At 65.6% G+C, this 18,821-nt stretch carries 15 protein-coding genes; 3 read left to right on the top strand and 12 right to left on the bottom strand.

Going from position 1 to position 18,821, the window contains the following annotated elements; genetic code table 11:
* Positions 1-44: 44 nt before the first annotated feature.
* From NTA49_RS10935 to NTA49_RS10905, 7 genes are all read right to left on the bottom strand, one after another.
* Positions 45-773 carry a maleate cis-trans isomerase family protein gene (locus tag NTA49_RS10935; RefSeq protein ID WP_258294798.1) on the bottom strand — a complete coding sequence of 243 codons (729 nt, stop codon included), beginning with the start codon at positions 771-773 and terminating at the stop codon, positions 45-47.
* Complete coding sequence (locus NTA49_RS10930; RefSeq protein WP_258294797.1) at positions 770-1,900, bottom strand: M24 family metallopeptidase; 1,131 nt, start codon at positions 1,898-1,900, stop codon at positions 770-772. The genes NTA49_RS10935 and NTA49_RS10930 overlap by 4 nt, the downstream gene beginning before the upstream one ends.
* A gap of 3 nt (positions 1,901-1,903) precedes the next feature.
* Positions 1,904-2,929 (bottom strand): pyridoxal-phosphate dependent enzyme, encoded by a 1,026-nt coding sequence (locus NTA49_RS10925; protein WP_258294796.1) that lies wholly within the window; start codon positions 2,927-2,929, stop codon positions 1,904-1,906.
* 57 nt (positions 2,930-2,986) lie between these two features.
* The gene (locus NTA49_RS10920; RefSeq protein WP_258294795.1) at positions 2,987-5,236 is read right to left on the bottom strand and encodes a xanthine dehydrogenase family protein molybdopterin-binding subunit; all 2,250 of its coding nucleotides are present in this window, start codon (positions 5,234-5,236) and stop codon (positions 2,987-2,989) included.
* A gap of 4 nt (positions 5,237-5,240) precedes the next feature.
* A complete protein-coding gene (locus NTA49_RS10915; protein ID WP_258294794.1) occupies positions 5,241-5,702 on the bottom strand; it encodes a (2Fe-2S)-binding protein in 462 nt (153 codons plus the stop codon).
* A 383-nt stretch (positions 5,703-6,085) separates the two neighbouring features.
* Positions 6,086-7,198 (bottom strand): S-(hydroxymethyl)glutathione dehydrogenase/class III alcohol dehydrogenase, encoded by a 1,113-nt coding sequence (locus NTA49_RS10910; protein ID WP_258294897.1) that lies wholly within the window; start codon positions 7,196-7,198, stop codon positions 6,086-6,088.
* Positions 7,199-7,265: 67 nt separating this feature from the next.
* The gene (locus NTA49_RS10905) at positions 7,266-8,096 is read right to left on the bottom strand and encodes a BKACE family enzyme (RefSeq protein WP_258294793.1); all 831 of its coding nucleotides are present in this window, start codon (positions 8,094-8,096) and stop codon (positions 7,266-7,268) included.
* Between the two features lie 228 nt (positions 8,097-8,324).
* On the opposite strand from NTA49_RS10905, the gene NTA49_RS10900 reads away from it, so the two are divergent.
* Entirely contained in the window at positions 8,325-11,720 is a 3,396-nt protein-coding gene (locus NTA49_RS10900; RefSeq protein ID WP_258294792.1) for an indolepyruvate ferredoxin oxidoreductase family protein, read from the top strand.
* A gap of 232 nt (positions 11,721-11,952) precedes the next feature.
* On the top strand, positions 11,953-13,749 hold the full coding sequence (locus tag NTA49_RS10895) for an IlvD/Edd family dehydratase (RefSeq protein ID WP_258294791.1): 1,797 nt from the start codon (positions 11,953-11,955) through the stop codon (positions 13,747-13,749).
* 7 nt (positions 13,750-13,756) lie between these two features.
* Here NTA49_RS10895 and NTA49_RS10890 read toward each other — a convergent pair whose 3' ends face one another.
* Positions 13,757-14,557, bottom strand: a complete 801-nt coding sequence (locus tag NTA49_RS10890; protein WP_258294790.1) for a TIGR03084 family metal-binding protein — start codon at positions 14,555-14,557, stop codon at positions 13,757-13,759.
* Between the two features lie 105 nt (positions 14,558-14,662).
* Between NTA49_RS10890 and NTA49_RS10885 the strand changes: the two genes are divergently transcribed.
* Entirely contained in the window at positions 14,663-15,586 is a 924-nt protein-coding gene (locus tag NTA49_RS10885) for a sugar kinase (RefSeq protein WP_258294789.1), read from the top strand.
* A gap of 29 nt (positions 15,587-15,615) precedes the next feature.
* On the opposite strand, the gene NTA49_RS10880 is transcribed toward NTA49_RS10885, so the two are convergent.
* From NTA49_RS10880 to NTA49_RS10865, 4 genes are all read right to left on the bottom strand, one after another.
* Positions 15,616-16,029, bottom strand: a complete 414-nt coding sequence (locus NTA49_RS10880; RefSeq protein ID WP_258294788.1) for a universal stress protein — start codon at positions 16,027-16,029, stop codon at positions 15,616-15,618.
* Between the two features lie 151 nt (positions 16,030-16,180).
* The gene (locus NTA49_RS10875; protein ID WP_258294787.1) at positions 16,181-17,029 is read right to left on the bottom strand and encodes a fumarylacetoacetate hydrolase family protein; all 849 of its coding nucleotides are present in this window, start codon (positions 17,027-17,029) and stop codon (positions 16,181-16,183) included.
* A 31-nt stretch (positions 17,030-17,060) separates the two neighbouring features.
* The gene (locus NTA49_RS10870) at positions 17,061-17,804 is read right to left on the bottom strand and encodes an SDR family oxidoreductase (protein WP_261368260.1); all 744 of its coding nucleotides are present in this window, start codon (positions 17,802-17,804) and stop codon (positions 17,061-17,063) included.
* 23 nt (positions 17,805-17,827) lie between these two features.
* Positions 17,828-18,742 (bottom strand): DMT family transporter, encoded by a 915-nt coding sequence (locus tag NTA49_RS10865; protein WP_258294786.1) that lies wholly within the window; start codon positions 18,740-18,742, stop codon positions 17,828-17,830.
* Positions 18,743-18,821 lie beyond the last annotated feature (79 nt).

Raw genomic sequence — 18,821 nt, 5'->3', positions numbered from 1 at the left:
TTTCCAGCCCTGAAAGGGGCGCTGCGGCGCATTCTGACGTAGGGTCAGTGACCGGCCAGCAACCGCCCCGGTCCGCGCGCGGCAAGCCCCGAGAGTTGCGACATGTGCCAGGCCAGAACCACATTCGACGACAGCACCGGAAGATCCAGCGCGGCTTCCAGCGGGGCGATCACCGGCAGGGTGCGCAGGTTGGTGCAGGACAGGAACAGCCCGTCGACATCCGCCCCCGCGCACAGATCACGCGCGGCATCGATGATTGCGCCGGGTGCGATGCGCACGACCTTGGCCTCCTCGGCTTCGGCGAAACTGCCGAAGACCGGGGTTGCGATGCCTTCGGCCTCAAGCACCGTGCGCAGCCGGTCCGACACTGCGGCCACGTAGGGCGAGAGCAGCGCCAAACGGCTGATGCCCAGATGGCGGCAGGCGGCGATCAGCGCCGTCACCGGATCGGTCACCGTCTGCACCGCGCGCCCCTGCCGCACCAGCCGCGCGACCTGCGCGGACCCGATCTGTGCGGCACCCGACGTGCAACCATAAGCCAGCGCCGCCATGTCCGCCGACGGGGGCAGCAAGGCGGCGGCAGTCCCTAGATGCGCCGCCATTTCGGCCAGTGTCTCGGGCGTCACCTCCGCGCCGCTCGGCACGCGGCTGACAAAAAGCTGCGCATCGCCCAGAAGTGTGCGCATGTCGCCCTCGATGGTCTCGTCGACTTGCAGCACCACCAGCCCCAGCGATGGGCCGACCGCCACGCTGTCGTAGGCATAGACGGTCACAGCCCGACCATCTGGTCATCGCTGGGAATGCTCAGCCATTGCGGCCCTTCGGCGGTGATCACGATGTTTTCCTCGTGGACCATAATCCGCTCTGCCCTGAGCGCAATTGATGGCTCGAGCGTCAGCACCATGCCCGGTTCCAGCACCGTGCGATCGGCAGCGATCAGCGAGGGCCACTCGGTCAGCTGCATCCCCAACCCGTGCCCCAGCCGCCCCGCATCGGTGCCGCCTGCTCCGCCCGTCAGGACGCGGTCCATCGCGTGAAACAGATCCGCTGCCGTGGCACCGGGCGTTGCCGCCTCGAAGGCCACCTCGGTCGCCTCGATCAGCCGTGCGTGCGCGTCGCGGGCAGGTTGGCCCACGTCCCCCACCGCAAAGTTGCGGTCGAAATCGCAGAAATATCCCGCCTTGACCGCGCCCGTGTCCAGCATCAGCACATCGCCGTCGGCCAATGGCACGTCCGTCGCGGGTGAAATCACGTCGCCGTAGCCGCCCTGCCCTGCGGCACCGGCAAGGTAAGGCACCCAGTCGGCACCTTCGGTCAGCAGCAGGATCTGGAAGCGGCGGAACACTTCGGAGAGCGGCAGGCCCGCGCCGATCACCTCGGGCACCCGGTCGAAGGCGGCGTTGGCGATCTGGCAGATGGTGGCGATGCGGTCGATCTCGGCGTCGGATTTGATCAGCCGCAGGCGGCGCATGATGCCCGCGTCGTCGCGGAACTGCGCGCCGGATTGCAGGGTGGCCCATGTGTCGAGCGGCATCCGCAGGTGGGTTTCCGCACCGCTGGGCACGCCGACGGGGCCGCGCACCTCGGCCAGTGCGTCGCGCAGCAGGCTGGTGCCGTCGTCACCGGGCTGCGGGCTGCGCCAGGTGCGGATGTCGGTGATCCAGCTTTGCCCCATCAGATGCGCCCCGATGGAGGGGATCACCGCCACCGGGTCGCCGCTGGCAGGTACGATCAGATACCAGGGCCGTGCGGGGCTTTCCCAAAAGCGCGTCAGGAATCCGGTGAAATAGCGCACTTCGGGTTCGGTGGTCAGCAAGAGGGCGGCCAGCCCCTCGCGGGCCATCATCGCCTGGGCGCGGTGCAGGCGGGCGCGGTATTCTTCGGGGGCGAAATCGGTCATGGCCTACTCGGGTCCTTCGGAGAGGATGCACAGCACGCGGGCCTGCGTGTCGAGGCCAAGCGCCTGCGCGCCCGCGATCAGCCCGGCGATGCCTGCCGCACCGGACGGCGTCGACGGCAAGCCCTGCGCGGCGCAGGCGTCGGCCCCTGCCGCGCCTTCGGCTTCCGAGATCAGCATGAACGCATCCGCGTCCCGCGCCAGGCCCTTGAGTGCGATCAGCGAGGGAGCCTTGCAATCCAGCCGACCCATTGCCGAAGCGGGCCCTTGGGTCGTGACCGGCTTGCCTGCCGACACCGACGCATTAAGCGCCGGGGCCGCGTCCGGTTCGACCACCACGATCTGCACCGCCGCGCCCCATGCCTGTCGTGCCAGCGTCGCACAGGCGCAGGCCAGCCCGCCGACACCCGCCTGCAGGAACAGATGTGTCGGCGGCTGCGGCATCTGGCGGATCACTTCGGCCATCAGCACCAGATAGCCCTCCATCAGCCGATGCGGGCGGTCGTAGTACCCCTCCCACGAGCTGTCGGACAGCAGGGTGAACCCCTCTGCCTCGGCGGCATGCAGCGCGGCGGCCATGCTGTCTTCGTAGATCGCACCGTCGCGGCGGACCTCGGCGCCGATGGCGCGCAAGCGTTCGGCAAAGCTTTCCGGGACAGTTTCAGCGATGTAGACCACTGCGCGCGCCCCGAACGCTGCGGCACCGGCGGCGACGCTCATCCCGTGGTTGCCTGCGCTGGCGGTGACATAGGTGCGCCCCTTTGCCGTGCCATCGGCGGCGTCGCAGGCTATGACATAGGCAGCGCCCAGCGCCTTGAAGCTGCCCAGGCCCATGCGATCCCGCTCGTCCTTGATGTGCAGCGCACCGATGCCTGCCCGTTCGGCCAGCGCGGGGGCGGAGGCAAGCGGGGTTACCGCCGCCACCGGACATTGCGCCACCAGCAGCGCGGCGCGGGCCGCATCGACCGAAGGGAAAGGCACATCGAGAGGCAGCGAGACAGGGCGGCGCGGGGTGTTGTTCAGCAAGTCCATGCCCCAATAGGGGCGCTGCCGCCCGCGCGCGTCAAGCGTCAATGCAACCGCAAGCCCTCAGACAAAGTCGATATGCCGGTTCATCGGCATTTCGCGAATGCGCTGGCCCGTCGCCGCAAAGATCGCGTTCGACAGCGCCGCAGCAGCGGGCGGCACCATCGGTTCACCCATGCCGCGCACGTGAATGTCGTTTTCCAGCCCGCGCACCTCGATCTTGGGGGCCTGACGCATCCGCAGCCCTTCGAAGGCGTAGAAGTTGTCCTGTTCGGCCATGCCGTCGGCATAGGTGATCTCGCAGTTGATCGCGTGACCCAGCGCAAAGATCACGCCGCCCTGCACCAGGTTCTCGAAGTTTACCGGATCAATGACGCGGCCCACTTCTGCGGCGACCCAGACGTTGTCGATGCGGATGCCCTCGGGGGTTGCGGTGACGTCGATCACCTCGGCCACGGGCACGCCGAAGGACGTGCAGAACGCGACGCCGCGCCCGCGTCCTGCGCCGGGCAAGGTGGCCCAATTGGACATTTCCGCCACGGCCTCAAGCACCTTGCGCGAGGGGTCGTGCCACATCAGGCGCAGGCGTTCCTCTAGCGGGTCGGCCCCGGCGGCGTGGATCAGCTCGTCGAGGAACACGTCGTGGAAAAACCCGTTGGTCGATGCCCCCACGGAGCGCCACGAACTGATCGGTGCCAGTTCCGGCGCGCGGTAGCCCGACACGCGGTAGTTGGGAATGGCCAGCGGCTGCTCCCACGCGCCCGCGACGATCTGCAGGTCAGGCCCCGGCACGGTCCAGCCCTGACGGCCCATCTGGCTGGACATGACCGACGGCATCGCGATGCCCAGATCAAAGGCATGGACCTGCCCGTCGCGGACCACGCCGCGCCCGCGCGCCATCGCGATCTGGCGGGGGTGGTCGTGCGTCATGTCCTCTTCGCGGCGGTAGGTCAGCTTGACCGGCGTGCCCTTCATCTGCATTGCGATCTCGGTCGCCTGACGCTCGACATCATCCTCAAGCCGCTGGCCAAAGCTGCCGCCCATCATCTGCACATGCACATGCACGTCATCGACGTTGATGCCGGTCAGCCTGGCGATGTTGGCCTGAACGAAGCGCGGGACCTGCGTGCCGGACCACACGTCGACGCGGGTATCCGTTACCAGAACGGTGGCGTTGCTGGGCTCCAACGGAGCGTGGGCCAGATAGGGCGCGCGGTACTCGGCCTCGACGATATCGGCATCCTCGGCGTCATAGGCGGCAGCGGCCACATCGCCGTCGTCACGCTTGCGGCTGTCCAGCTGGTCGTCGTTGAAGCTGTCGGACAGCGCCTGCCAATGGGCGTCCATCTGCGGCGGATAGGGGGCGTCGCCCCATTCGATGTCGATGGCCTGCGCCGCCGCAAAGGCACGCCAGGTGTTGTCGGCCACCACGGCCACGCCGCCGGTGACGGGCACCACCTTTTGCACGCCGCGCATCGTTTCGGCGGCGCTGGCGTCGTAGGCCAGCATCGCGCCGCCCTTGCGCGGGTTGGTGCGCACGGTGGCATGGACCGCGCCCTCGGGCTCGAAGTCGATGCCATAGGCTTGGGTGCCGGTGGATTTCGCCACGATGTCATGCCGCAGCATCGGCTTGCCCATGATGCGCCAGCGCGAGGGATGGCGCAGCGCCAGATGGTCCACCGGTTCGACCTGCGCTGCCTCGGCGGCAAGATCGGTATAGGCGATGCGGGTGCCGTCGGGCAGGATTACATGGCCACGCTCGGTCGTCATCTTTTTGGGGTCCTGCCCGGTGCGTCTGCCTGCCGCGACCTTCAGCGTCTCGCGCGCCACGGCCCCGGCCATGCGCAGCTTTTCATAGCCGTCGGGCACGGTGGTCGATCCGCCGGTCATCTGCATGCCGGTGAATTTCATCACCGCGTCCATCACGCCACGCGTGGTGTTGGCCATGGTGGAACGATCCGTAGGCCGGAACGGCGCGCTTTCGGCGGCAAGGGCGGTGTTGTAATAGGCGGGGCTGGGCACGCCGGGGTCAACGCGGACCTGATCCATGTCCACGTCCAGTTCCTCGGCGATCATCATCGCCTGCACCGAATAGGCGCCCTGCCCGCTGTCGGCGCGCGGGGTGATCAGGGTGATGCCGCTGGCGTCGATCTTGACATAGGGGGTCAGCGCCGCCTCGCCCTCCTGCAGATCATCGAGCAGCGGGTTCGCGCTCGGCTTGCGGTACATGTAATAGCCAAAGGCGACGCCGCTGACGATGGCGACCGATCCGACCAGAAAGCTGCGGCGGGCGATTGTTCCTACGCGTCCCATCGGCTTAGACCTCGCTCAGTAGGGCGGCGGCGGTTTTGACCGCGGCGCGAATGCGTGGATAGGTGCCGCAGCGGCACAGGTTGCCCGACATGGCGTCGTCGATATCGGCATCCGATGGCGCAGGTGTTTCGGCCAGCAAGGCCGCGGCCTGCATCATCTGGCCCGCCTGGCAATATCCGCATTGCGCGACCTGATGGGTGATCCATGCCTCTTGCACCGCGTGCAGGGCGTCGGGGGTGCCAAGGCCCTGGATCGTGGTGATCTCGGCGCCTTCGGCGTCGGCGGCCCATGTCTGGCAGGAGCGCACGGCTGCGCCGTTCAGATGGACGGTGCAGGCCCCGCATTGCGCGACGCCGCAGCCGTATTTCACGCCCTTGTAGCCCAGTTCGTCACGCAGCACCCACAGCAGGGGCATGTCCTCTTCCACGTCAACCTCGTGGGCGGTTCCGTCTACTGTCAGCTTCATGGTCAATGGGTCCCTGATCCTGTGACAGCCCGTCGCGAACTGTACCGTTCGGTTCAGAATAGCAGAGAATAGGGATGTGCCCAATCACAATTGTGCAGGGTATGAGGAGCGTTTTGGCTGGTGTCCTTTGGGAAATGCCCCGTTGCCAAGCCTACCAAGCCCGGAATCAAGGCACGCAGTGCCGCCAGGCAGCGCCCGACCGCCCCATGGGCGGGCGCTTTCTCGTCGTATTGCCTATCTTCATCCGCAGGCCAAGGCTGTGGGATCAAGTGGCATGGACGGAGGTTGGAGCGCCCACCCGCGGTCGGGCGCTGCCCTGTGTTGGCGTGGATCACTACCGGATAAAGGCCGTCACCATTTCTGGCAACGGCCCACTCAAACCATCAAAATTCGACAACCGCGCGGATCGACTTGCCCTGATGCATCAGCTCGAAACCGTGGTTGATCTCGTCCAGCGTCAGCTTGTGGGTGATCATTGGGTCGATCTCGATCTTGCCGCTCATGTACCAGTCGACGATCTTGGGCACGTCCGTGCGCCCCTTGGCCCCGCCGAATGCCGTGCCGCGCCAGACGCGGCCCGTGACCAGTTGGAAGGGGCGCGTTGAAATCTCGGCACCCGCAGGCGCCACGCCAATGATGATGCTTTCGCCCCAGCCCTTGTGCGCGGCCTCGAGCGCATCGCGCATCACCTTGGTGTTGCCCGTCGCGTCAAAGGTATAGTCCGCGCCGCCCTTGGTCAGTTCGACCAGATAGGGCACCAGATCGCCGTCAATCTTGCTGGGGTTCACAAAGTCGGTCATGCCGAAATAGCGCCCGGTTTCTTCCTTGTCGTCGTTCAGATCGACGCCGACGATCTGGTCCGCGCCGGCAAGGCGCAGGCCCTGGATGACATTCAGACCGATGCCGCCCAGACCAAAGACCACGCAGCGCGCGCCGATCTCGACCTTGGCGGTGTTGATCACGGCGCCGATGCCGGTGGTGACGCCGCAGCCGATATAGCAGATCTTGTCAAAGGGGGCGTCCTTGCGGACCTTGGCCAGCGCGATCTCGGGGATCACGGTGTGGTTGGCGAAGGTCGAGCAGCCCATGTAGTGATGGATCGGCGTGCCGTCCATCATCGAGAACCGCGTGGTGCCGTCGGGCAGCAGGCCCTGCCCTTGGGTGACGCGGATCGCCTGGCACAGGTTGGTCTTGCCCGACAGGCAATATTCGCATTCGCGGCATTCCGGCGTGTACAGCGGGATGACGTGGTCGCCGACTTCCAGCGTGGTGACACCTTCGCCGATTTCAAGCACGACGCCTGCGCCCTCGTGGCCGAGGATGGCGGGAAAGATCCCTTCGGGGTCGTCGCCCGATCGGGTGAATTCATCGGTGTGGCACAGGCCCGTGGCCTTGATCTCGACCAGAACCTCGCCCTTGCGCGGTCCTTCAAGGTTCACGTCCATGATTTCCAGTGGTTTGCCTGCGGCAACGGCGACGGCGGCGCGGGTTTTCATCATCGTAGTCTTCCCTTCGGGTTTTATATCCGGTTGCGCGGCATCAACGCGACGCTGCGGGTCAAAGTCAAGCGGCCCGCAGACCCAGAAGCGCACGGGCCTGCGCCACAGTAGCAACGGGGCGGTCGTGACGTTCGGCAATCGCGACCGTCCGTTTGACCAATGCGGCATTCGACGCGGCCAGCGTGTCGCGGTCCAGCCGCACGTTGTCTTCCAGCCCCGTGCGCGCATGGCCACCGGCGGCGATCGACCATTCGTTCAGCACCGCCTGATTGGCACCGATCCCTGCGGCACACCACGGCGCACCGGGCAGAAGGCGGTTCACCGTCTCGACATAGTAGTCGAACACGTGCTTGTCGGCGGGCATGGCGTTCTTCACGCCCATCACGAACTGGACGTAAGGCGTGTCCTTGATCCGCCCGTCGCCGTGCATCTTGACCGCTTGCAGGATGTGCGAGAGGTCAAATGCCTCGACCTCGGGCTTGATGTCATAGGTGATCATCTCCGCCGCCAGCCAGTCCACCAGATCGGGCGGGTTCTCGTAGACCCGCGTGGGAAAGTTGTTCGACCCCACCGACAGCGACGCCATGTCGGGGCGCAACGACAGCATGGCACCGCGCGCCTGCCCGGCCCCCGAACGGCCACCCGTCGAGAACTGGATGATCATGCCGGGGCAATGTTTCTCAAGCCCTTCCTTGAGCGCCGCGAACTTGTCGGGGTCAGCCGAAGGCGTCTCGTCTGCGTTGCGCACATGGGCGTGGCAGATGGTGGCACCCGCCTCGAACGCCTCATGGGTGCTTTCCACCTGTTCGGCGACGCTGATCGGCACGGCGGGATTGTTCGCCTTGGTCGGCAGCGATCCGGTGATGGCGCAGCAGATGATAAGCGGGTTGGTCATGATAGTTCGGCCCCCTGATGATGATGGATCGCTTATGCCAAGCGGTGCGCCGCGGGGCAATGGGGCGCAAATGATCGCAGGGCGGCGCGGGGTGGATTAATTTCCAACGCAAAGCCGTTTGGGTGGAAATTTCTGCTCACCAACCTATCTGAGAGGGTCAAATCAGATCAGAACTGCGCAGCAATGCGCGCTAGAATGGTCATCAAAGCCAGCACCGGAGGTATCCCCATGAGCAAGCTTGATCCCATATTCGCCACCTACCAGCTGTCCGACCGCTACACCGCGCAGACGGGCCGCGTCTTTCTGACCGGAACGCAGGCCCTTGTGCGGGTGATGCTGGATCAGGCCACCCGCGACCGCGCGGCGGGGATGAACACCGCCGGGTTCGTGTCGGGCTATCGCGGCTCGCCTCTGGGCGGGGTCGACATGGAGATGTGGCGGTCGAAAAAGCTGCTGGCAGAGAATACCATCGAATTCATGCCTGCGGTGAACGAAGACCTCGGCGCCACCGCCGTGCTGGGCGCGCAGCAGGCCACGCTGGACCCCGATTGCACGGTCGAGGGCGTGTTTTCCATGTGGTACGGCAAGGGTCCGGGCGTGGACCGCTCGGGCGATGCGCTGAAGCACGGCAACGCCTATGGCTCGTCGCCCAAGGGCGGCGTGCTGGTGGTGGCGGGCGACGACCACGGCTGCGTGTCGTCGTCGATGCCGCACCAGTCGGATGTCGCGTTCATGTCGTGGTTCATGCCGACGCTGAACCCCGCGACGGTGGCCGAATACCTGGAGTTTGGCGAATACGGCATCGCGCTTTCGCGGTTCTCGGGCACCTGGGTCGGGTTCAAGGCGGTCTCGGAAACCGTGGAGGCGGCGCAGTCGGTCGATCTGAAACCCGCGCGCACCTTCACCCAGCCCGATTACACGGGCCCCCAAGGTGGCCTGCACGTGCGCCCCGCCGACCTGCCAAGCCCCGCAATCGAGACCCGCATCGGTGCCAAGCTGGAAGCGGTCGAGGCCTTTGTCGAGGCAAACCCGATCGACCGGCATATCTATGACGTCAAGGATGCCAAGTTCGGCATCGTCACCACCGGCAAGGGCCATCTGGACCTGATGGAAGCCCTGCGCCTGCTGGGTGTGGACGAGGCCGCCTGCCGCCGCCTGGGCATCGACATCTACAAGGTCGGGATGGTCTGGCCGCTGGCCCGCCGCGACGCGCTGGATTTCGTGCGCGGCAAGCAAGAGGTGCTGGTGATCGAGGAAAAGCGCGGCATCATCGAAAGCCAGTTCAAGGAATATTTCTATGACTGGCCCGGCGACAAGCCCGCGCGCATGGTCGGCAAGCACCGCGCGGCGGGTGATCCGCTGATCCCGTGGACGGGCGAGCTGTCGCCGCTGTTGCTGGCGCCCATCGTGGCCGAACGTCTGGACGCATTCTTTCCAGACGAAAACCTGCCCGCCAAGGCCGCGGCTCTGACTGAAACGCCGCCACCGGTGCTGTCGCGCCCCGGTGCCACGCGCACGCCCTATTTCTGCTCGGGCTGCCCGCACAACACCTCGACCAAGGTGCCCGAAGGATCGACCGCCGCCAGCGGCATCGGCTGTCACGTCATGGCGTCCTGGATGGACCGCGAAACCGTCGGCTATGCCCAGATGGGCGGCGAAGGCGTGCCGTGGACGGCGGCCAGCAAGTTCAACGGCAACAAGCATATCTTCCAGAACCTTGGCGAAGGCACCTGGTATCACTCGGGCTCGCTGGCGATCCGCCAGTCGGTCGCGGCAAAATCCAACATCACCTACAAGATCCTCTACAACGACGCTGTCGCGATGACCGGCGGCCAGCCTGTCGATGGCCCGGTGAGCGTGACGGGCATCGCCCAGACCTGCCGCGCCGAGGGGGTCGAGCGCATCGCGCTGGTGTCCGACAACATCGACAAATTCGACCACGCCGATTTCCCGCGCGGCACCACGTTCCACGACCGCGCCGAGATGGACGGCGTGCAGCGCGCGTTGCGCGAGGTCAAAGGCACCAGCGTCCTGATCTACGAACAGACCTGCGCCACCGAGAAACGCCGCCGCCGCAAGCGGGGCACCGCCGAAGATCCGCCGCGCTTTGCCTATATCAACGATCTGGTCTGCGAAGGCTGCGGCGATTGCTCGGTCGAGAGCAACTGCCTGAGCGTCGAGCCGAAGGAGACCCCCTTTGGCCGCAAGCGCAAGATCAACCTGTCGTCGTGCAACAAGGATTTTTCGTGCCTGAACGGCTTTTGCCCCAGCTTTGTCACCGTCGAGGGGGCCACAAGGCGCAAGCGCGAGGTCAGCATTGATCTGAGCGGTCCGCTGTCGCGCCTGCCGCAGCCGGCGGTGCCGCGTCTGACTGGCCCTTACGGTTTGCTGGTCGCGGGTGTCGGGGGCACCGGTGTCGTGACGGTCGGCGCGCTGATCACCATGGCGGCCCACCTTGAGGGCAAGGGGTCGAGCGTGCTGGACTTTACCGGCTTTGCGCAGAAATTCGGCACCGTGCTGGGTTATGTCCGGCTGGCCCCCACGCCCGCAGACATCCACCAGGTGCGGATTGAAGCGGGCCGCGCCGATGCAATGATCGCCTGCGACGCGGTCGTGGCGTCGTCGCCCAAGGCCTCCGCGCATCTGCGCCACGGCACCCGCACGGTGCTGAACCGCGCCGAAATGCCCACCGGCGACCTGGTGCTGCGCCGCGATGCCGACCTTGAGATCGACGAGCGCGAGGCGATGGTGCGCGGCGTGGTGGGCGACGACAACGTGCTGGGCATGGACGCGAACAAGCTGTCCGAGGAGCTGATGGGCGATACCGTTTTCGCCAACATCATCCTGCTGGGCGCCGCGTGGCAACAGGGGCTGGTTCCGGTCAGCGAGATCGCCCTGAAACAGGCGATGGTGCTGAACGGCGTGGCCGTGGACAAGAACAAGCAGGCGTTTGATATCGGCCGCGTGCTGGCCGTGAACCCCGACGCCCTGGGCGTGGTCGACGACGTGCAGCCCGAAGAAACGCTTGAGCAGTTGATCGACCGGCGCGCGGCCTTTCTGGCCGACTACCAGAACGCCAAGTATGCGCAGCGCTACCGCGACCGGCTGGCGCGCCTGTCCGACGATCTGCCGCCCGAGATGGTAATGCTGGCGGCGCGGTCGCTGTTCAAGCTGATGGCCTACAAGGACGAATACGAGGTTGCCCGCCTGATGACCCAGACCGGGTTCGAGGCGAAACTGGCCGAGGAGTTCGAGGGCGACTACAAGGTGAACTATCACCTCGCGCCGCCGCTGCTGCCGCTGGGCCGCGATGCGCGGGGGCGTCCGAACAAGCGCGCCTTCGGTCCGTGGCTGACGCCCATGCTGCGCGGCATGTCGCACCTGAAGGGGCTGCGCGGCACGGTCTTTGACCCCTTCGGGCGCAGCCACGACCGCAAGCTGGACCGCGCATTGCTGCACTGGTTCGACGAGGTGATGGACCGCGTGGCAGTCCACTACAATGCGGACAAGGCCCGCGCCTGCGCCGCCCTGCTGGCCCTGCCGATGGACGTGCGCGGCTATGGCCCCGTACGCGAAAAGGCGGCCGCCGACGTGATGGCCGAGGCAGAGCGGATTTCAGTCTGACATCTTGGGATGAGGGGTCCGGGGCTGGCAGTCCCGGACCCGAACATGCCCCGCCCATAGACCGGCTGGCTTTCACCACATCTGCATCCGCGGGCTCAGCCAGTCGGTGCCGCTGCGGGCCTCGGGTATCTCGCGATCTGATTCACGCGGGCTCTGGACACCGGGCCGACTTGCCCCCAGAATGGTATACCAAACCGATATGCCCTGAATCGCCCCGAAAAGGAGCCCCCAGATGTCCAAGATACGCCCGCAGGATCTACGTTCGCGCAAGTGGTTCCTGAACCCGGACAACATGGAAATGACGGCGCTCTATCTGGAACGCTACCTGAACTACGGGCTGACCCGCGAAGAGCTGCAATCGGGCAAGCCGATCATCGGCATCGCGCAGACGGGCAGCGACCTCAGCCCCTGCAACCGTCACCATCTGGAACTGACCAAACGCGTCCGCGACGGCATCATCGCAGCAGGCGGCGTGCCGATGGAGGTGCCGGTGCATCCCATTCAGGAAACCGGCAAACGCCCCACTGCCATGCTGGACCGCAACCTGGCCTATCTGGGTCTGGTCGAGGCGCTCTATGGCTATCCGCTGGACGGTGTCGTGCTGAACATCGGCTGCGACAAGACCACGCCCGCCCTGCTGATGGCCGCCGCCACCGTGAACATCCCCGCCATCGCGCTGTCCGTAGGCCCGATGCTGAACGGCTGGTTCGAGGGCGAGCGCGCAGGCTCGGGCACCGTCATCTGGAAGGCGCGCGAGCGGCTGGCCGCAGGCGAGATCACCGATGCAGAGTTCATGGACATGGCCGCAGCCTCGGCCCCGTCGGTCGGCTATTGCAACACGATGGGCACCGCGACCACGATGAATTCGCTGGCCGAAGCGCTGGGGATGCAACTGCCCGGCTCAGCCGCCATCCCCGCCCCCTACCGCGAGCGCGGGCAGATCAGCTATGAGACCGGCAAGCGCATCGTCGACATGGTCTGGGACGATCTGCGCCCGTCGGACATCATGACGCGCGAAGCCTTCGAGAACGCCATCGCCATCAACTCGGCGCTGGGTGGATCGACCAACGCGCCCATCCACCTGAACGCCATCGCGCGCCATCTGGGCGTGCCGCTGGACAACGACGACTGGCAGACCCACGGCCACCACATTCCGCTGCTGGTCAACCTGCAACCCGCAGGCAAATACCTGGGCGAGGATTTCCACCGCGCGGGCGGTGTGCCCGCCGTGGTCGGTGCGCTGATGCGGGCGGGGCTGTTGCCGAACCCCGAAGCGATCACCGCCAACGGTCAGTCGATGGGCGACAATTGCGCCGACAAGGCATCGGTGAACGAAGACGTGATCCGCACGGTCGAGGCGCCGCTGATGCAGAACGCGGGGTTCATCAACCTCAAGGGCACGCTCTTTGACAGCGCAATCATGAAGACCAGCGTGATCGACGCCGAATTCCGCCAGACCTATCTCAGCAATCCCGACGACCCCGAAGCCTTCGAGGGGCGCGTCGTCGTCTTTGACGGGCCGGAAGACTATCACCACCGCATCGACGACCCCGCGGAAAACATCGACGCGGGTTGTATCCTGGTGATGCGCGGCGCGGGCCCGAAGGGCTATCCCGGCGGGGCCGAAGTGGTCAACATGCGCGCGCCCTCGTACCTGCTGAAACAGGGCATCCACGCGCTGCCCTGCATCGGCGACGGGCGGCAATCGGGCACCTCGGGCTCGCCGTCGATCCTGAACGCATCGCCCGAGGCTGCGGACAACGGCGGGCTGGCTCTGCTGCGCAACGGCGACCGGCTGCGGATCGACCTCAAACGCTTTACCGCCGACATCCTGCTGTCAGAGGACGAACTGGCGGCGCGGCACAAGGCGTTGATGGAAGACGGCGGCTATAAATACCCCGCCAGCCAGTCCCCCTGGCAGCAGTATTTCCGCGAGCTGGTCGAACCCTTCGACAAGGGGATGACCCTGCGCGATGCGCCAAACTATCGCGATATCGCCCGCAAGAGCCTGCCGCGCGACAACCACTAGCGCGTGCCTAGCCCGCCGCCACATGACGCGCGCCGGGGCTGGGCGGATCTTCGGGCGGGCCTGCGAAACACTGTGCGATTTCCATCCACCGCGCGGCGGCGTCGCCCGTGGTGGTAAGGTCGGTGTCGGCCACGTTGCGCGTCTGGCAGACCACCTTGGCGAAATCCACCGCCGTGCCCTCGACGCGATTATCAGGCTGCGCGTCGTTCCAGGTCCATACGTCACCGGATGGCCCCGTCAGCCGCACAAAGGGCGCAGGCTGCGGCACGTCCAGCCCGCGATTGGCGAAGGTCCAGCCATAGGTCGCGACGCCCAAGTGTGCGATGCTGCGGATGCGGTCGTGTTCCGTGCGGGTCTTGCCCAAGGCGTCGAACACCTCCTGCCCGTGGGCCCATGTCTCCATCAGTCTCGCCGTCACGGATGACAGCGCGCTCATCTCTGGCCCCGCCCATTTCAGGCGCTTCTTCGGGTCGGTCTCGGCATAGGCATCGGCAAGGGAATGCGCAGCGCGCAACCATTCCTCCATCAGCCCGCGACCGCGCAGGCCCGCCAGCCACGGATATTGCAATTCGCGCAGCGAGGTTCCTTTCTCCATGCCCTCCCTGATCGGCGCGAAGAATTCGGCAAAGGCCGCGTCGCTCTCCAGCGACTTCGCGGCGGCGACGTTGAACAGATGCAAATGGCCGATCACGTCGTCGATGGTCCAGCCCTTGAACAGCGTTTCGCGGTCGAACTCGGCATCCGCCAAGGGCCGTAATATCGCGGCCAGCGCATCTGTCTCATTCCGGAAATCTTCGGCTTGTTGCATCGGTGCCTCCCTCTCTATGGTCCTGTCTGCGGTCTTTCATAACCAGCGTTCCAAGGCTATGATAGCGCCAGCAATTTCAAGAGCAACGACGCCCTCAGCGGCGCCATGATCCGAGGTTCCATGAAGCCGTTTTCCAAGATCGCCTGCATCGGCGAAGTGATGATCGAAATCCTGGGGCATCCCAGCGGCGAGGCGCGGCTGAACGTGGCCGGCGACAGCTACAACACCGCCGTCTATCTGGCGCAACTGGCACGCGGATCGGACTGCACGGTATCGTATGTCACGGCGCTGGGGCAGGACACGTTCTCGCAGCGCGCCCTGCACGAGATGCAACTGTTCGGCATCGGCACGGATCATATCGAGCGCCGCTGCGACAGCAATATCGGGCTTTATGCCATCGACACCGACGCTGCGGGCGAGCGCAGCTTTACCTATTGGCGGTCGGAAAGTGCCGCGCGCACGCTGTTCAGCGCGCCGGGCAAAGTGACGCTGGATGTGCTGGCGCAATTCGATATGGTCTATCTGTCCGGCATCTCGCTCGCGATCCTGCCCGCATCCGTCCGCACCGCCCTGATCGACGCGCTGGCCGCCTATCGCCGTAGCGGCGGATTGGTCGCCTATGACAGCAACCACCGTCCGCGCCTGTGGGAAGACGCGCAGACCGCAATCGACGTGAACAACGCGATGTGGGGCGTGACCGACATTGCCGTGCCATCTGTCGATGACGAAATGGCGATCCACGGCGACGCGTCCGAGGCCGCAGTACTGGCCCGCCTGAAGGCGTCAGGCGTCACCGACGGCGCGCTGAAACGCGGGATGGCGGGCCCTTATGACCTGACCCGCAGCACCTCGGGACTAACCTTTGCCCCTGCAACTCGCGTCGTCGATACCACCGCCGCGGGCGACAGTTTCAATGCAGGCTACCTCTTTGCACGCGCATCCGGCGCAGATCAGGCAACAGCCTTGCAAGCCGGGCACGAACTGGCCTCGCGGGTGATCGGACACAAGGGCGCGATTATCAAGATTTAGGGCATCGAGATTTAGGGCGTCGGGGGGACTTACCGGACCACGAACACCGACATATGCGCGTGCGAGGCAAGATGGCCCGCGTTCGACGCCATTATGTATTCCGCAGCGCCCGGCACGTGGCTGGCCATCACGATCAGATCGGTGTCGAGATTGTCGGCAGCACGGACCAGCACCGCATCCAGATCAACCGCCGGGTCATGGCTGGTCTCGGCGTGTGCTGCAAAGTCAACGCCCAGCGCCTTCGACTTGTCCGCGGCAAAACCCGCGAGCTTCTGGGCATATTGCGCTGGCGTCCGCGCCACTTCGGTCGGCTGGCTCTGCCCGACGCCGACGATATGCAGCGCAGCCCCATAGAGTTTTGCCAGATCGGCCGCGACCGACAGCGCCTTGTCCATACGGTCGGTGTGCTTCAGATCGGCGGGGATCATGATGTTGGAATACATGGTGGTCTCCTTTTTCCTCTGACCCTTGGGGTATAGGGGTCAGACCGGGGATACCTTGCGCTCGATCAATCCGGGCCCATTTTTTTCAAGCCTGCAAAAACCGGAACGGCCCCGCAAACAGCAGGGCCGTTCCAAAACGCTTGCGTGTGGTTCAGGCGTCCTGCCCGACCTCCTGACGCTGAACGCCAAGGCCGTCGATGCCCAGCTCCATCACGTCGCCCTTGTCCAGATAGACAGGCTGGGGCTTGATCCCCATGCCGACGCCCGGAGGGGTGCCGGTCGAGATCACGTCGCCGGGATGCAGGGTGAAAAGTCCGCTGAGATGTTCGATGATCTCGGCCACGGTGAAGATCATCGTGCCGGTATTGCCGGTCTGCATCCGCTTGCCGTTCACGTCCAGATACATGTTCAGCGCCTGCGGGTCCGCGACCTCGTCACGGGTCACCAGCCAGGGGCCGGTGGGGCCAAAGGTGTCGCAGCTTTTGCCCTTGGTCCACTGGCCGGTCAGTTGCGACTGATAGTGACGCTCGGACACGTCGTTGATCACGCAGTAGCCCGCAACGTAGTCCAGCGCGTCCTCTTTCGTGACGTATTTCGCGGTCTTGCCGATGACCACGCCCAGTTCGACCTCCCAGTCGGTATGGGTCGAGCCGCGCGGCTTCATCACCGGGTCGTTGGGGCCCACGATGGCGCTGTTGGCCTTCATGAACAGGATCGGATGCGCGGGGATCGCGGCCCCGGTTTCGGCGGCGTGGTCGGAATAGTTCAGACCGATGCAGCAGAATTTGCCGATGCTCCCGACGCAGGGGCCAAGGCGCGGGTTGCCGTCGACCTTCGGCAGGCTGGCGGGGTCGATGTCGCGCAGCTTGGCAAGCCCTTCGTCCGACAGCACGTCGCCCGCGATGTCGCCCACGATGCCGCTGAGATCGCGCAGGGTGCCGTCAGCATCCAGCATCCCCGGCTTTTCGGCGCCTGCATCACCGTAACGTAGCAGTTTCATATCTTGGTCCTTCTTCTTGATATCAGGGTGGTCAACCCGACCAGCCGCCGTCGATCACGTGCGGCTGCCCGGTGGTGAATGCGCTTTCGTCGCTGGAGAGGTACACGACCAGCGCCGCGATCTCTTCGGCCTTGGCCACACGGCCCATGGGTTGCCGCGCGACGAAAGCTTCCAACGCGGCGTCGTAGCTGCCCATCTGGTCGCCCAGCGCCTTGACGCGGTCGTGCCAGCTGGGGCTTTCCACGGTGCCGGGGCAGATGCAATTGCAGCGAATGCCCTGCTTGATGTAATCCACCGCCACCGATTTGGTCAGCCCGATCACCGCCGCCTTGGTGGTGCCATAGATGAACCGGTTCGGCGCGCCGATGATCGACGAACAGGCCGACGACATGTTGACGATCGCGCCCGATCCACGCTCGACCATCCCGGGCAAGGCCGCGCGGATGGTGCGGAACATCGACCGCACGTTCAGATCAAAGGCAAAGTCCCACTCGTCGTCGCTTGCGTCCAGCACCGTGCCGTGGTGCACGAAACCCGCGCAGTTGAACAGCACGTCGGGCCGCGCCTTTTCCACGCCAGCGTTCACGCTGCCCGTGTCGCGCGCATCCAGCACCATCGTCTCGATTCCGTCGCCCTTCAGCGCGGCCAAGGCGTCGGCGCTGATGTCGGTCGCGAACACCTGCGCCCCCTCGGCGGCCATCGCCAGCGCGCTTGCGCGTCCGATCCCCTGCCCTGCGGCGGTGATCAGCGCGCGTTTGCCTTCCAGTCTGCCCATTCTCTCTCTCCCTTTGCGTGAACTCAGTGCGGTGCGACATTGGCGGCGGCGCGCTTGCCCAGAATGCGCTCGCGCTGCCAGATGTAGAAGCCCGCGCCGATGATGATCAGCCCGCCGCCCAGCGTCCAGATCGTCGGCCACTGGTCGAAGAACACGATGCCCGCGACGGCGGCCAGAACGATCTGGATATAGACCACGGGCGCCAAGATCGACGCATCGGCCATGCGGTGTGCCCAGGTCGCCAGAATATGCCCGGTGCCGCCAAAGACGCCGACCAGCAGGAAAAACGCCCAGTCTGCGGGGGCCTGCGGCCACATCCACGACGACAGCGCAAAGGGCGCGATACATATCGTGGCCAGCCCCGAGGACCAGGTCTGGCTGGTCGCGTTGCTCTCGATGCCTGCCAGCAGACGCGTCATCAGGAAATAGAGCGAGGCGCAGATCAACGCACCAAGGTTCAGGAACATCGCGGGGTGAAATTCGGCCCCCCAGGGCTGCATCACCACCAGCACGCCGACAAAGCCCGCGCAGACTGCGATGATGCGGTGCTTGCCCACCCGTTCGCCCAACAGCGGGATCGCCAGCAGCGTCACCACGATGGGCCCCGCGAACATGATCGTCGTCGTGACCGTCAGCGGCAGGTAGTAGAGCGCGTTGAAATTCAGCGCCGTGCTGCCCAGCAGGAAAGCCGAGCGCAGGATCTGCCGGGCTGGTGCCATCGACACCAGCGCCTCGCGGCCTTCGCGGGGCACAAACACCGCCAGCGCCAGCAGGAAATGCACGGCATAGCGCACGAACACCACCTGAAGTGCCGGAAGCCCCGCCAGCACCAGCCATTTGGCCGAACTGTCGATCAGGGTAAAGAACAGCACGCCACCGGCCATTGCCGCCAATCCCATCGCCGTGCGGTCTTCGCGGGGCTGTACGATATGCGGCATTCAATGTCCCTCTGGATCGGTTGCGCACCGGGTCCGCGCCGACCCTGCACACGATGCGTAAGGTGGTCCGGCCAAGAGG

Origin of the sequence: Pseudosulfitobacter koreensis, assembly GCF_024733015.1 — a bacterium.
GTDB classification, from domain to species: Bacteria; Pseudomonadota; Alphaproteobacteria; order Rhodobacterales; family Rhodobacteraceae; genus Pseudosulfitobacter; species Pseudosulfitobacter koreensis.
The sequence above is the reverse complement of the archived record's forward strand: the minus strand, read 5'-3'. Positions and strand labels throughout refer to the sequence as shown.